The following is a 15,120-nucleotide window of genomic DNA, read 5'->3' as shown; positions in this document are numbered from 1 at the left end:
CAAGCACCTACACTGGCTTTAAGTGAAACCTATATGTAGCCTGATTTTACATACCCTTACTACAGCGATTTAGAGTAATTAAAATACAGGGAAAATTCTTTAACTAATGATAGTCGATAAAATTCCTAAAGTTTACGCAATGAATTGACGTTAAAGTTTAAATGATACAACTATAAAAACAATAACGCTTTCATCCAATACACACTTATCGGCAGCACTTTTGAAAACTTTAGGGTAATTTATAAAAATATTTAAAATAATTTTATAAAAAATTATAACTTATTGTTTTTATTATTTAATTTATTTTAAATATTTTTTAAAAATTTAAAATAAAAGCTAAAATTACAAATAAACATGCTCAGCTACTCTATTACCTGCAAGAAAGAAGGGTTTTCACCCCCTATTCTCAAGATGCAATGGTAAGGTTTCAATCAATAATTTAGTTATTGAAATAGTAATCACATTTGTATTAATAGATCTACTAGCAACACCAAACAACAGGACGCGTAATGGCTGAAGAAAGTGACTTAGAAAAGACGGAAGACGCCTCCCCCAAGCGCTTAGAAAAAGCGCGTGAGGAAGGCGATGTTCCGCGCTCTAGGGAGCTCGCAACGGTAACTGTGCTGTTAGCCGCAGGCTTTGCCATGCTAATGATGGGTGGGCAACTTGCAGATGCGTTAAAAACCTCCATGAGTTCTGGCCTCAGTTTTCAACGTGCGTATGCTTATGATCCGATGCTACTTCTGATGAAAATCTCAGATAACATTTATAATTTATTGCTGGCATTTTCGCCACTAGCGCTTATATTATTTTTTGTTGCAATTGCATCCCCAGCACTTATCGGCGGCTGGGTATTTAGCGAGAAAGCGCTTATACCAAAATTTGGAAAATTAAATCCAATTACAGGATTCAGCAACATGTTTTCCAAAAACTCCGTTGCTGAACTCGTTAAATCGATAGCCAAGGCCATATTAGTTGGCCTTGTTTCTTATGTGGTTATCTCACATGACATGGAGTCGATCCTTTCGCTATCACTGTTACCTCTGAACGAAAGTATTGCCGAAGTAAACCATTTACTGCTCACCAGCTTTTTGGCTATTGTGAGTGCGCTGGTGCTGATTGCGGCTATCGATGTGCCGTTTCAACTGTACCAGTATGCAGAAAAACTAAAAATGACCAAAGAGGAAATCAAGCGAGAGTCTAAAGAGTCAGACGGCAACCCTGAAATTAAATCAAGAATCCGCCAACAGCAGCGTGAGATGTCAAGGCGCAGAATGATGTCGGAAATTCCCAATGCGGATGTCGTGATTACCAACCCAACACATTACGCCGTAGCTATTAAATATAAAGAAGGTGGTATGCTAGCGCCTGTTGTTGTAGCTAAAGGTGCAGACGCTGTAGCGCTGAAAATTCGTGAAGTCGCGGATGAACACAAAGTTCTGATTGTAGAGTCACCAAAATTAGCACGTGCCATCTATACTCACACGGAGTTAGAGCATGAAATTCCTGAAGCGCTATATACAGCTGTTGCTGAGATATTGGCTTACGTCTTTCAGATGCGTATTTTCAATAAAAATGGTGGTTACCAACCTGAAGTACCAAGCACCCTTCCGGTGCCTGATGAGCTAGACCCCCACAGCCTGATACCGCTTCCGGGTGTGGAAGATGTATAAACTGAATCTGGAGCAATTGTTTAATGAATCCAATTAATTTACCAGCTTGGATGAACAATCTCGGTAGCCGCACAGTTGCAGCGCCGCTCATCATTGTTTTGCTTTTATCAATGATGATTTTGCCGCTGCCGGCTATCGCACTGGATGTGTTATTTAGCTTTAATATCGCCTTATCTATCATGGTATTGCTGATTGGTTTGCAAACCAAAAAAGCGCTGGATTTTATCGCGTTCCCTACCGTGTTATTAGTCACCACGATGCTGCGATTATCATTAAACGTAGCATCTACACGTGTAGTACTCACCGAAGGTCATACTGGCCCCGATGCGGCAGGCAAAGTAATTGAAGCGTTCGGGCACTTTTTGATTGGCGGCAATTACACGGTAGGTATCGTAGTATTTGTTATATTGACGATTATTAACTTCACTGTAGTTACAAAGGGCGCGGGCCGTATTGCTGAAGTTGGTGCACGGTTTACATTGGACGCAATGCCAGGCAAACAAATGGCGATTGACGCCGATTTGAATGCCGGCCTAATCGGTGAAGATGAAGCAAGAAAGCGCCGTACTGAAATTAGCCAAGAATCAGAGTTCTACGGCGCAATGGACGGTGCGAGTAAGTACGTACGCGGTGATGCAGTCGCAGGTATTTTAGTCACCATTATCAACATCGTAGGCGGCTTATTTGTTGGCATGATTCAACATGGTCTTGCCTTTGATGATGCAGTCAAAATTTACACGCTACTGGCGATTGGTGATGGTTTGGTTGCACAAATTCCTTCCCTAGTGATTTCTGTCGCAGCTGGTGTGGTGGTTTCTAGGGTAGCAAACAGTGAAGATATTGGTGGCCAGTTAACCACGCAACTGTTTTCCAACCCTAGAGTCATTTATGTCACGGCCGCGATTGTTGGCGGTATGGGCATTATTCCAGGTATGCCTAATGTTGCATTTTTAGCATTAGCTACCTTTTTAGCTGGTATTGCTTATCTGGTTGACGAGCGCCAGAAAATCACAAATGCAGAACCTCAGGTTGAAGAAGTACCAATTGCACCAGTAGAAGTAGAAGAAGCCAGTTGGGATGACGTAACGCCCGTAGATACTGTAGGATTAGAAGTTGGTTATCGCTTGATTCCACTGGTTGATAAGTTGCAAGGTGGTGATTTACTCAAGCGAATTAAAGGCCTACGTAAAAAGTTTGCCAATGAAATTGGCTTCCTCGCCCCTACTGTGCATATTCGCGACAATCTTGAACTAAAACCGTCGGGCTATCGCATCACCTTAAAAGGGGTTGAAATAGCGACTGGTGAGTCAAACTACGGTCAATTCTTAGCCATAGACCCTGGCATGGTCACAGGCCCACTTGCGGGGCAAATTACTACAGATCCGGCTTTTGGGTTACCTGCAGTATGGATTGACGCAGGTCTTCGTGATGAGGCGCAAAGTATGGGTTATACCGTAGTAGATGCTGGAACGGTGATTGCCACCCACATCAACCACATCATTTCTATGCATGCTGCCGAGTTATTAGGTCGTCAAGAAGTACAGCAACTACTAGACCACATTAGCAAAGAATCTCCAAAACTGATTGAAGACTTAGTACCTAAACTCATGCCACTGTCTGTAGTGCAAAAGGTGCTGCAAAACCTGCTGATGGAAGGCGTGCATATCCGCGATATGCGCACAATTATTGAAACCCTTTCAGAGCACGCAAGCCAAACTCAAGATACAAACGACCTAACTGCATTGGTACGTGTGCAGCTAGGACGCGCTATCGTCCAGCAACTATTCCCTACCGGCAATGAAGTAACGGTAATGTCTCTGGATAATAACTTAGAGCGTCTGCTGTTACAGGCAATGCAAAACAATACTGGCGGCTCCGCGATGGAGCCAGGCATGGCAGAAACTTTATCTAGACAAGCTGAGGAAGCCGCAAGGCAGCAAGAGCAAATGGGTTTAACACCAGTGTTACTGGTCTCTGCCCCATTAAGAGCTGCACTTGCCAAGTTTCTGCGCAGAGCTGTACCAAATTTACGTGTACTTTCACACGAAGAATTACCTGATTCAAAAACAATACGAGTTACTAGCCTGATTGGAGGTTCTGCATGAACATTAGACGATTCTTCGGCAAGAGTTCGCGTGAGGCACTGACTATAGTCCGTCAAGAACTTGGTGATGATGCGGTGATTCTATCCAACCGAGCGGTTGCTGGCGGTAATGAAATTATGGCGTTTAGAGAAGTAGAAATGAACGCTATGGTCAACGCTACCCCAGCACATACTACAAGTGAACTTTCTGACGCAACGCCATGGCTATCATTGCTAAATAAAAACGCTAGTGAACAACAGCAAAGCGTTACAGCTGACAGTATGGACAACACTATCAAGACAAGCAATCCTCGCCAAACACCCCTCAACCATGATGTGGATGCACACAACAATCTACAAGCCAATAAAAGTAATGCGGCAACCAGCAAACAAATGGTGTGGATGCTAAAAGAGATGCGCAGTATGCGCAATGTAATTGAATCACAGCTAGCGACCATTGCATGGGGTAACATTCAGCAGCGCGACCCTATTAAATCTGAAGTATTAAGTGGCTTGTTAGGTGCCCGATTTAGCCCGGCACTCTCAAGATATTTAGCAGAAAAATTACCGTCAAATTTAGACAGTAAAAAAGCGCAGGCATGGGTGAAATATATCCTGAGTAAAAATCTAAACACGATAGAAAATGAAGCTGAAATATTGGACCAAGGTGGTGTATTTGCGCTCATTGGCCCAACTGGTGTCGGCAAAACCACAACCACAGCAAAATTGGCAGCGCGTTATGTGATGAAGCACGGCACACAAAACCTAGGCTTGATTACAACTGATGCATATCGGGTTGGTGGGCATGAACAACTGAGAATTTACGGCAAAATTCTAGGCGTAGTAGTTTACGCCGTCAAAGATGAAACAGACCTTGCGCTTGCGCTCAATGAGTTGAAGAATAAGCACACAATTTTGATTGATACTGTTGGTGTCAGTCAGCGTGATCGCATGGTCACTGAACAAATCGCACTACTCTCAAGTAGCAAGGCCACCATTAAAAAATTGCTATGTTTGAACGCCACTAATACTGGTGAAACTTTAACTGATGTAATTAGTGCTTATAAGGGTAAAGGACTAGATGGTTGCATCATTACCAAACTGGATGAAGCTGTCACTATAGGTAATACACTTGATGTGATTATTCGTGAAAAATTAAAACTTTATTACACAGCTAATGGGCAGCGCGTTCCTGAAGATATCAATCTAGCTAATAAAATCGCGCTGATTGAGTTAGCACTCTACTCAAAATCACCTGCGAATCGCCCTTTTGAATTTTTAGAGGAAGAGTTGCCATTTGTAATGGGGAAAACCTACAACTCAGACCATATCTCTCAATTAGCGGAGATTTAATCATGTCTAATTATAAAAATGGCGTCATGCCTAACGACCAGGCTGCCGGGCTAAGACGTATTATGGCAAAACCGGAGCCTAGAATATTATCAGTACTATCAGCGTCCTCGACGCAAGCGCAACAACGCCTTATCACCAATCTTGCAGCCTCAATGGTTAATCAAGGCAGTGAGGTATTGGTTATGCATGCATCAGAACACACGCTGGAGCATCATTATGAGTTAGACCACTCCCCCACGCTACAGGATGTAATTGCTGACAAACACACCTTGGCGCAAGCAATCAAAGCGACTACACATGGTTTTTCTAGTGTGAAATTAATGCACAAAAACTTGTTAAATAAAACAAGTGATGACCATACGGCTAGCCAACTTAACCTTATGTTTAATCAATTAAGTCAGCAGTATGACATCGTGCTAGTGGATACCATGCTTAACTCAGCCAATGTACTGCCTTTACATAAACTCAACGAAAGTGAAATTATTATCCAGCTTTCACGCAAGCCAGAATCGATTACTGAGGCGTATTCATTGATTAAACAAGTTTGCAGTGAGCTTGGTCGGCGTTCTTTTGGTATCATTGTCGACGATTCAACTGAAGCACAGGCGCAAATAGTATTTGGTAATATAGCGCAGGTTGCAAAACGCTTTATGCAAATTGAATTAGAGTTTTTTGGTGCAATTCCTGCTGACAACCATATCAGCCGAGCTTCTAAATTAGGTCGTATAGTAATTGATGCCTTCCCGCTCGCAATCGCATCAACCGCATTAAAACAAATTGCACAACGCTTAGATTACAAGCATGATAATATTTTTAACAATAAGCAGGCACAACTAAGCTAAAGACGATTTATGTACACAGCGCTCGGGAAAAAAGATCAAAAAGACGTTTTGCTGGATCAGCACGCTATCTTAGTTAAAAAACTCGCCTATCAGTTAAAAGCCAAGCTCCCACCTAGTGTAGAACTTGATGACTTAATTCAAGCTGGCATGATGGGCTTGCTAGACGCAGTTAATCGCTATGAAGACACACATGGCGCCCAATTTGAAACTTATGCTGCACAGAGAATCCGTGGTGCGATGCTAGATGAGCTACGTAGCTCGGACTGGTTGCCGCGTAGCATCCGTAAAAACATGCGCGATGTTGAACATGCCATCAGCCAGCTTGAGCAGCAACTTGGCCAACCCCCTACAGAAAACGATGTAGCCAAAAAACTTAACTTATCACTGGCTGAATATCATGAAATGCTAGGGGACTGCAGCGGGCACCAACTGATTTATTACGAAGACTTTCATGAAGCAGACAGTGGTGAGCACTTTTTAGACCGCTTTCAAACAGATCATGATAGTGACCCCATTAAAGGCCTGCTCATCGGCGACTTTAAAGATGCGTTGATTTCCGCTATTGATTCACTACCTGAGCGAGAAAAGATCCTGCTAGGTTTATATTACGAACAAGAACTAAATTTAAAAGAAATTGGTGCGGTCATGAGTGTTTCAGAGTCCCGCGTATGTCAACTACATAGCCAGGCGGTTGCTAGGCTGCGTGCCAACTTAAGAGAGAAGTCATGGACTGGGGCAGCATAATCGGACTAATCCTTGCTCTTGCAGGGATTATACTAGGGCAAAAACTTGAAGGTGGTAACGTTGGCTCGCTGTTGCAATATGCAGCCTTCCTTATCGTGATGTTTGGTACTTTTGGTGCGGTACTTGTACAAACCCCACCAAAAACCTTCGCACAAGGTTTAAAAATGCTAAAACTAGTATTTAAAAAACCGGTTGATGACAAACAAGAACTAACTAAACGTATTTTAGTTTGGAGCAATTTTGCACGTAAAGAAGGCATTTTCATGCTGGAGCCTTTCTTAAAAAGGGAAACTGATCCTTTTATCATTAAAGGGATGCGCTTAATGATTGATGGCACACCACCAGAAAAAATTCGTGAGATATGCGCAATTGATATCTATTTTCATGAAGTTCAAATGCGCAATGCTGCAAAAATTTGGGATGCAGCCGGTGGCTATGCGCCAACTGTAGGTATTTTAGGTGCTGTGCTCGGCCTGATTCATGTGATGGAAAATTTATCTGACCCAAGCAAGCTAGGTAGCGGCATTGCTGTTGCATTCGTTGCCACAATTTATGGCGTTGGTTTTGCCAACTTGATATTCCTGCCCATTGCCAACAAATTAAAAACACACATTCAAGCAGAGCTAAAAACACGTGAAATGCTGCTGAATGCATGGGTGTCTATTGCCAATGGTGACCATCCTAGAATTGTTGAAGAGCGCTTAGATAGCTACTTAGATAAACCGCACTAATCACGCATCCATACAATAAAGCTATTTGAATATAGACCATGTCGAAACTCATCCGTAAGAGAGTAGAAGAAGATCAGGAGAACCACGAACGGTGGCTGGTCTCTTATGCTGACTTTATCACGCTTTTATTCGCATTTTTCGTGGTCATGTACTCGATTTCATCTGTAGAAATAGGCAAATACAAACAACTCACGAACTCTATTGGCACCGCATTTAGCGGCAACGGCAGTTCTGGTGTTAACCAGACAAGCACAGAAAAAGGCCTAGGTGCACGCGGCGTTACGGAAGCTAATACATCGATTGTCAAACCACTGCCACTCAGCCATTTATATTCAGAAAAAATGCGTAGAGAGCGTGACTCTATGGCTAAAACAGGTGCTGAAGTATCTAATAAGTTAGCGCCTATGATTACCGAAGGCAAGATTCAAGTCATACAAACCAGCCGTGGCATTCGTATTGATATACAGGATAATCTGCTATTCGGAGCTGGATCGGCTGATTTATCACCAACAGCCAATGCAATCATCAGTGAAATTGTGCCGCTCATTAAAGATAATCAACGGAAAATTCAAGTGGAAGGCCACACGGACAACACACCGATTCATACCGCCACGTTCTTCTCAAACTGGGAGCTTTCTGCGGTGCGCGCCAGCAGCGTTGTACGCTTACTGAGCAGCTTGGGTATCAGTGAGCAGCGCCTGAGTGCCACTGGCCTAGGTGCATCACAACCCATCAGCGAAAATGAAACAGAGGCCGGACGCGCAAAAAATAGACGGGTATCTATTATCATTACCTATGAAATGCCTGCGCAAGAAGACACCTCCAACGTGATTACACCGCAGGCATCCGCTCCACTGCCTAAAGCGCAAGCGGCACAGTAGGCTTAACTAATAGCATAGCTGCTTGAATCGATGACCTGCTCTATTTATGTTGATTCGCACGACAGTTATAAAATAAAAGCCAGCATATGCTGGCTTTTATTTTGTATAGTGTTTAATACACTTTTACGGATTACTCTTTACCGATTTGGTATTCTTCGTAGCTAACTTCAACAATCTTACCGGTAGTCGCATCAACCTCTACCTTAACCTCTTCTTTGTCTGCTTCTAAAATATCAAACTCATAAGATGCTTTACCATCAGACTCAAGTTCGTACTCTGTTTCAACAACTGTTCCAGGGTGTGCAGCTAGTGCCGTTGCCTTAGCATCTGCCTCTGACACTTTAGCTAGTGCTTTGAATCTAGCATCATCAGCTTTGACCTCTTCTTCAATTTCAGTCACTTTGCCTGTTTTAGCATTGCATTCTACATCCCACGCTTTGCCATCTGCAGTTTCAATATCAAACTCATAAACGCCCACTTTATTCTCTGACTTGAACTCTGCCTTTACGATGGTACCTTCGCGTTTAGTTAATGCCGCTTTAACGCATTTACCTAGGCTGTCATATGCTTTTGGTTTGATTGTTTCATGGCCTGCGATTGCAGCGTTTGCAAAAAATACCGTCGCGATTAAAGTTGATCCTAAAGATAAACGAAACATTGTTAACTCCTATTGTTGTTAGTGAAGTATAAAAATTAAGTAGCTAGATAAATCTATTACTTTTTTAATTCTACCAAAACAGCGCTAACCACTTGATTGTTTTACAAAATTATTACATTTCTGGTTGTAATCAACCAATACTTGGGACGATTACGGCACGATCAGTACTTATTACTAGCTAACTATCACTCAATCAAACCTGCACAATAAAAAACCCAGCACTTGGCTGGGTTTTTTATGACATCAATTACTCTTTTGATGCACGTTTACGCTCATGCTCTAGCAAGTAACGCTTACGGATACGGATGTTTTTAGGTGTAATTTCTACCAACTCGTCATCATCAATAAATTCAACTGCTGACTCTAAAGACAAAGCGACTGGTGGGATCAAACGCACTGCTTCATCAGTACCAGATGCACGCACGTTAGTTAATTGTTTACCTTTTACCGGGTTAACGATCAAATCGTTATCACGGCTATGGATACCAATCACCATACCTTCGTATAATTTATCACCAGGTACTGAGAACATACGACCACGGTCTTGTAGTTTCCACAGTGCATAAGCAACCGCTTCACCATGCTCAGCTGAAATCAATACGCCATTGCGACGACCAGGCATATCAGCTTTAACAGGTGCGTACTCATCAAAAATATGTGCCATTAAGCCAGTACCGCGCGTTAAGGTTAAGAACTCGCCTTGGAAGCCAATCAAACCACGTGCTGGAATCTTGTACTCTAAACGTGTACGGCCATTACCGTCTGATTCCATATTTTGCATCTCACCACGACGACGGCCTAACTCCTCCATCACGCCACCTTGGTTTTCATCTTCTACGTCTACCGTCAAGATTTCATATGGCTCACATTTTTCACCATTGATTTCACGGTAAACTACGCGTGGTTTACCTACAGCCATCTCGAAACCTTCACGACGCATATTTTCTAAAAGAATCGTCAAGTGCAACTCACCACGACCAGAAACGCGGAACACATCAGCATCTTGTGTATCTTCAACACGCAATGCCACGTTAACCAACAACTCTTTAGTTAAACGGTCACGGATTTGACGTGAAGTAACAAACTTACCTTCTGTACCAGCTAATGGTGAAGTGTTCACCATAAAGTCCATGGTCAAGGTTGGCTCATCCACGCCTAAGTGTGGCAAGCCTACTGGGTTCTCACGGTCACAAATAGTGAAACCGATACCAATGTCATCAAGGCCGGAAATAATCACGATATCGCCTGCTTCAGCTTCTTCCACTGGCACACGCTCAAGACCTCTAAAACCTAGCACCTGGTTAATACGACCTTGTGCAATTTGGTTGTTTTCGTTCATTACCACAACAACCTGACCAGGCTTGATTTTACCGTTACGCACACGGCCTACACCAAGGCGGCCAGTGTAAGTAGAATAATCTAGTGCAGAAATTTGCATTTGCAATGGTGCACTGCTGTCGCCAGATGGAGATTCCACGTGGCTTAAAATCGTTTCAAACAATGGACGCATATTATCGCTAGCAACCTTCATATCAAGGGTTGCAAAACCATTCAATGCAGAAGCAAACACTACTGGGAAGTCTAATTGTTCATCTGTTGCACCTAAATTAGCAAACAGATCAAATGTTTGGTCGATTACCCAGTCTGGACGGCTACCTGGACGGTCAACTTTATTGATTACTACAATAGGCTTCAAACCTAAAGCTAATGCTTTTTTCGTTACGAAGCGAGTTTGCGGCATTGGACCCTCTACAGCGTCCACTAGCAATACCACACCATCCACCATACCTAATACGCGCTCTACTTCACCACCGAAGTCAGCATGGCCTGGAGTATCCACGATATTAATATGTGTACCTTCGTAGTTCAGCGCTGTGTTTTTCGCCAAAATAGTAATGCCACGTTCTTTTTCAATATCGCCACTATCCATCACACGCTCAGACACTGCCTGATGAGATGAGAATGTGCCTGCTTGATGTAGAAGTTTATCAACCATAGTTGTTTTACCATGGTCAACGTGGGCAATAATTGCGATATTTCTTAAATTACGAGACATTGTCTTGCTACCAGTTCATTGAAAGGCGGCGATTTTAACACATTAACCCCCAAGAATGATTTAACAATATGCAAATATAGAAAAAACTCTTTGACAAAGTGTAATTAATGCATATAATGCGCACAACTTAGAACTTTAAATAGCTAAACAAATAGCTCTAAAAGTTTTAGATTCATCGCCCTGACCCTCAGTCACTCGTGAACTTTTGAAGTGACTATCTTTAGATTTAATATTAAATCTATCTTTACTGGTTAGCGGCTATGCCCGTGCGCTGGTAAATAAAGCATCTCGAAACTAAATATTTGAAACTTGCTTTTTGCGTTATGTTGTTTTTTACAACATCACTGTAAACATACATGTATTTGCTCGCGCCCTTTTATTGTTTTTATAAAACTGCTTTTGAAAGGGACTACCTTGTCTTTTGAATCATTAAACCTTAACCCTGCCATCCTTCGCGCTATTGAAGAAACAGGCTACACCACTCCTACTCCTATCCAAGCACAGGCAATTCCTGTGGTAATGGAAGGCCATGACTTGATGGCCTCTGCACAAACAGGTACTGGTAAAACAGCAGGCTTCATGCTGCCAGCACTTAACTTACTTGCAACTCCGCACGAATCAAAAAGCCGTGGTCCACGTATTTTGGTGTTAACTCCTACACGTGAGCTTGCTACACAAGTGAACGAGGCTGCGCGCAAATACGGTAAATTCCTACGTGCACGCACTGTAAGTATCGTAGGTGGCATGCCTTACCCACTACAAAACAAATTACTATCACAACCATTAGACATTCTAGTTGCTACACCAGGCCGCTTATTGGATCACATGGAACGTGGTCGTATTGACTTATCACGTTTACAAATGTTGATTTTGGACGAAGCTGATCGCATGCTGGACATGGGCTTCTTACCTGATGTTGAGCGTATTTGTGAGCAACTTTCTGCTGAGCGTCAAACACTATTGTTCTCAGCGACATTAGATGGTGACATCGCACGTATTGCAAACAAGATTCTTAAGAACCCTAAAACAGTGCAAGTAGCTGCACAACGTGAAAAACATGCCAACATTGAGCAACGCTTGCACTTTGTTGATGACATGACACACAAAAATAAACTACTTGAGCATTTATTGATTGCTCCAGAAGTGAACCAAGCCATCATTTTCACTAGCACTAAACGTCATGCTGATGTTCTGGCAGAAGATTTGTACGCTGCAGGCCATAAAACAGCTGCACTACACGGTGATATGACACAAGGCGCACGTAACCGTACATTGACTAAATTACGTCATGGCGATGTAAAAATCTTGGTAGCGACTGACGTTGCTGCACGTGGTATCGACGTACACGGCATTACACACGTCATCAATTACGACTTACCAAAATTTGCAGAAGACTATGTGCACCGTATCGGTCGTACTGGCCGTGCTAACAATACTGGTATCGCGATTTCTTTTGCATCAAATATGGATAGACATATTTTACGTAAAATTGAGCAATTCACTGGCAACCGTATGGAACCAGCAGTGATTGAAGGCTTTGAGCCAAAACGTGCGATGAAGATGGATGGCCCTAGCGGTAGCCGTCGTGACGGTCATAAACCAGGTGGTCGCGGTGGTTTTAAACCACGTGATGACCGTGGTGGCTATAAAGGCCGTGATGATCGCAATGGTGCTAGCCGTGATAGCGCTCCACGTAACGAAAACCGTTTTGAAAATCGTGGCAACCGTGATTCAGCACCGCGTGAAGTGAATGGCAACTCAGCTGGTTATGCTGGCAGATCTGATGCTAACCGCTCAGAAAGACCTGCAGGCGATCGCGCACGTAGCTTTGGTGACCGTCCAGCGTTTGATAAGAGCTCTGGTGACCGTAGCCGTGGCAGCAATGCAGGCGCGCCTAACCGCAGCTTTGGCGATAGCGTAGCTTTTGGTAAAAAACCATATGCACGCGACGGTCAGCGTAACGAAAGCCGTAACGATCGTGGCGCAGCACCGGCACGCCGTGATGGTGCTCGCAATGACAGCCGTAGCCCAGCACGTAGTGGCTTTGGCGGTGCAAACGCAGGCTCAGGCAATGGCGCACCACGTCGCTCACGTAGTTTTGCATAATTTAAGTAAAGACTTTAATTGAACAGTACCCAACAAATGACAGAAATCGTAACGACTGACAGCCCAAGTTTCAGCACATTAGGACTCGCACCTGAGCTCTTACGTGCATTAACTGAATCTGGTTACACTATTCCAACCCCAATTCAGGCACAGGCAATTCCTGTTGCCTTAGCGGGCGGGGATTTAATGGCAGGTGCACAAACAGGCACAGGTAAAACTGCGGCTTTTTCACTACCCCTGCTACAGAAGTTACTACCGCTAGCTAATAACAGCACCTCCCCAGCTAAGCACCCAGTGCGGGCGTTGATTTTGACGCCCACACGTGAGCTTGCGATTCAAGTGGAAGAGAGTGTAAAAGCCTATGCTAAACATACGCAATTACGCTCACTGGTGGTCTATGGCGGCGTAGATATCAAAACACAGACACCTCACCTTAAAACCGGGGTTGAAGTGTTGGTAGCGACGCCTGGCCGTTTGTTGGATCATATTGAACAAAAAACACTGCAACTTAATCAGGTACAAATGTTAGTACTTGATGAAGCAGATAGAATGCTGGACATGGGCTTTATGCCTGATTTGAAACGCATTTTGGCATTATTACCAAAACAGCGTCAGAACTTAATGTTTTCAGCAACATTCTCAAATGAGATTAAAAAATTAGCAGATGACTTTTTAACCAAGCCTCAACTGATTGAAGTGGCGCGCAGTAATGCAACCAATGACAATGTGACGCAAAAAGTATATCAAGTTGCGCAATCAGATAAAGAAGCTTTGCTGATTCAACTATTAAAAGATGCCGATGCAAAACAAGTCATCGTCTTCACCAAAACAAAATTAACCGCTAGCCGTTTAAGCCGCAGCCTAGTACGTGAAGGCATTGCCGCAGACGCGATTCATGGCGATAAAAATCAACAAGAACGTATTAAAGCTTTGGATGCGTTTAAAGCTGGTACAGTTTCAGCACTTATCGCTACTGACGTTGCTGCACGCGGTTTAGATATTAGTGAGTTACCAATGGTAATTAACTATGAGATTCCTAGCGCACCAGAAGATTATGTACACCGTATTGGCCGTACCGGACGTGCTGGCGCATTAGGTGTCGCGATTTCTTTTGTCAGCGATGATGAAGAAAAATATCTCGTTGAAATCGAGAAGTTAATTAAACGCCAAATTAGTAAAGAAACCGTCGCATTAGATAGACCAAGTTCACGCGCACGCAGTCACGGTGCTAGCCAAGTGAAAGAGCGTGAAACATCCACAGCTAGACGCATCCCGAGTAAGAAAAAGAGCGCTGACCCATGGTTTGACAAACCATACGAACCGAACACACAGCAGGACAAAAACGTTGTCGCTACTCGACAAATTAACACGAAGAAAGCACCGGTCGCAGCATTACTTGGTGGCTTATCTAGAAAATAATTGACGAGACAATCTGCAATTTAACGTTGCAACACAATGAAGGGCACGCAAGTGCCCTTTTTTAATGCCCCTGCTTGTTGCGCATAAAGTCAGCAACCCCATACAACTGGTTCGCCAACTTCTTCATCAGGTCGTCGTCATACGCCAGCTGATGCATGGCCTTAATCATGCAATACATCCATTGATCACGCGCAGACTCACCAATCTCAAAAGGCATATGCCGTTTACGTAGCATGGGATGACCATAGCGCTCGATATATAGCTGTGGCCCACCTGTCCATCCAGTTAGGAACATAAAGAGCTTCTCGCGTGCAGAAGTTAAATCTGGCTGATGCATATCACGCAAAGGCTTGGCCTTAGGGTCACTATCCATGATGTCGTAAAACGTTTCAACTAGCAGGCGTATATTTTGTGTCCCACTTTCCGCACCGCCAAGCAGTTCAAAAAAAGTACGTTTATCACTGCCTGCTTCTTCTATTTCATTCAACATTGTCTTAAAACCTTGATTGCAGGGCATTACCAGCCTCAATCACTAAAATCAAGGCTGCCAATTCTGCACTTAATATTTACATGC

General features: G+C 43.4%; 12 protein-coding genes. 9 read left to right on the top strand and 3 right to left on the bottom strand.

Annotated features, from left to right (window positions below; genetic code table 11):
- Window positions 1-509 precede the first annotated feature (509 nt).
- The 7 genes from flhB to motD are packed head-to-tail and all read left to right on the top strand — an operon-like array spanning window position 510 to window position 8,307.
- A complete protein-coding gene (gene flhB, locus C3Y98_RS02210; RefSeq protein ID WP_135276494.1) occupies window positions 510-1,673 on the top strand; it encodes a flagellar biosynthesis protein FlhB in 1,164 nt (387 codons plus the stop codon).
- A gap of 23 nt (window positions 1,674-1,696) precedes the next feature.
- Entirely contained in the window at window positions 1,697-3,778 is a 2,082-nt protein-coding gene (gene flhA / locus C3Y98_RS02205) for a flagellar biosynthesis protein FlhA (RefSeq protein WP_135276493.1), read from the top strand.
- Window positions 3,775-5,109, top strand: coding sequence for a flagellar biosynthesis GTPase FlhF (flhF, locus tag C3Y98_RS02200; protein WP_135276492.1), 1,335 nt, complete (start codon window positions 3,775-3,777; stop codon window positions 5,107-5,109). The genes flhA and flhF overlap by 4 nt, the downstream gene beginning before the upstream one ends.
- Window positions 5,110-5,111: 2 nt before the next feature.
- Complete coding sequence (locus C3Y98_RS02195) at window positions 5,112-5,951, top strand: MinD/ParA family ATP-binding protein (protein ID WP_135276491.1); 840 nt, start codon at window positions 5,112-5,114, stop codon at window positions 5,949-5,951.
- 9 nt (window positions 5,952-5,960) lie between these two features.
- Window positions 5,961-6,695 carry an RNA polymerase sigma factor FliA gene (locus C3Y98_RS02190; RefSeq protein WP_135276490.1) on the top strand — a complete coding sequence of 245 codons (735 nt, stop codon included), beginning with the start codon at window positions 5,961-5,963 and terminating at the stop codon, window positions 6,693-6,695.
- Window positions 6,677-7,426 (top strand): flagellar motor protein, encoded by a 750-nt coding sequence (locus C3Y98_RS02185; RefSeq protein ID WP_135276489.1) that lies wholly within the window; start codon window positions 6,677-6,679, stop codon window positions 7,424-7,426. The genes C3Y98_RS02190 and C3Y98_RS02185 overlap by 19 nt, the downstream gene beginning before the upstream one ends.
- Window positions 7,427-7,464: 38 nt before the next feature.
- On the top strand, window positions 7,465-8,307 hold the full coding sequence (gene motD, locus C3Y98_RS02180) for a flagellar motor protein MotD (RefSeq protein WP_135276488.1): 843 nt from the start codon (window positions 7,465-7,467) through the stop codon (window positions 8,305-8,307).
- Between the two features lie 130 nt (window positions 8,308-8,437).
- Here the strand turns inward: motD and C3Y98_RS02175 are convergent, their stop codons facing one another.
- Both C3Y98_RS02175 and typA read right to left on the bottom strand, forming a co-directional pair.
- Window positions 8,438-8,965, bottom strand: coding sequence for a PepSY domain-containing protein (locus tag C3Y98_RS02175; protein WP_135276487.1), 528 nt, complete (start codon window positions 8,963-8,965; stop codon window positions 8,438-8,440).
- A gap of 247 nt (window positions 8,966-9,212) precedes the next feature.
- Window positions 9,213-11,021, bottom strand: coding sequence for a translational GTPase TypA (typA, locus tag C3Y98_RS02170; protein ID WP_135276486.1), 1,809 nt, complete (start codon window positions 11,019-11,021; stop codon window positions 9,213-9,215).
- Window positions 11,022-11,435: 414 nt separating this feature from the next.
- Here typA and C3Y98_RS02165 point away from each other — a divergent pair, with 414 nt between their 5' ends.
- A complete protein-coding gene (locus C3Y98_RS02165) occupies window positions 11,436-13,127 on the top strand; it encodes a DEAD/DEAH box helicase (protein WP_135276485.1) in 1,692 nt (563 codons plus the stop codon).
- 36 nt (window positions 13,128-13,163) lie between these two features.
- On the top strand, window positions 13,164-14,546 hold the full coding sequence (locus tag C3Y98_RS02160) for a DEAD/DEAH box helicase (protein ID WP_135276514.1): 1,383 nt from the start codon (window positions 13,164-13,166) through the stop codon (window positions 14,544-14,546).
- 61 nt (window positions 14,547-14,607) lie between these two features.
- On the opposite strand, the gene C3Y98_RS02155 is transcribed toward C3Y98_RS02160, so the two are convergent.
- A complete protein-coding gene (locus C3Y98_RS02155; protein ID WP_135276484.1) occupies window positions 14,608-15,036 on the bottom strand; it encodes a group II truncated hemoglobin in 429 nt (142 codons plus the stop codon).
- Window positions 15,037-15,120: the final 84 nt, after the last annotated feature.

The organism is Methylotenera oryzisoli (genome assembly GCF_004661485.1).
Lineage (GTDB): Bacteria > Pseudomonadota > Gammaproteobacteria > Burkholderiales > Methylophilaceae > Methylotenera > Methylotenera oryzisoli.
Note: the sequence above shows the minus strand (reverse complement) of the source record. Positions and strands in the feature narration are given on the sequence as shown.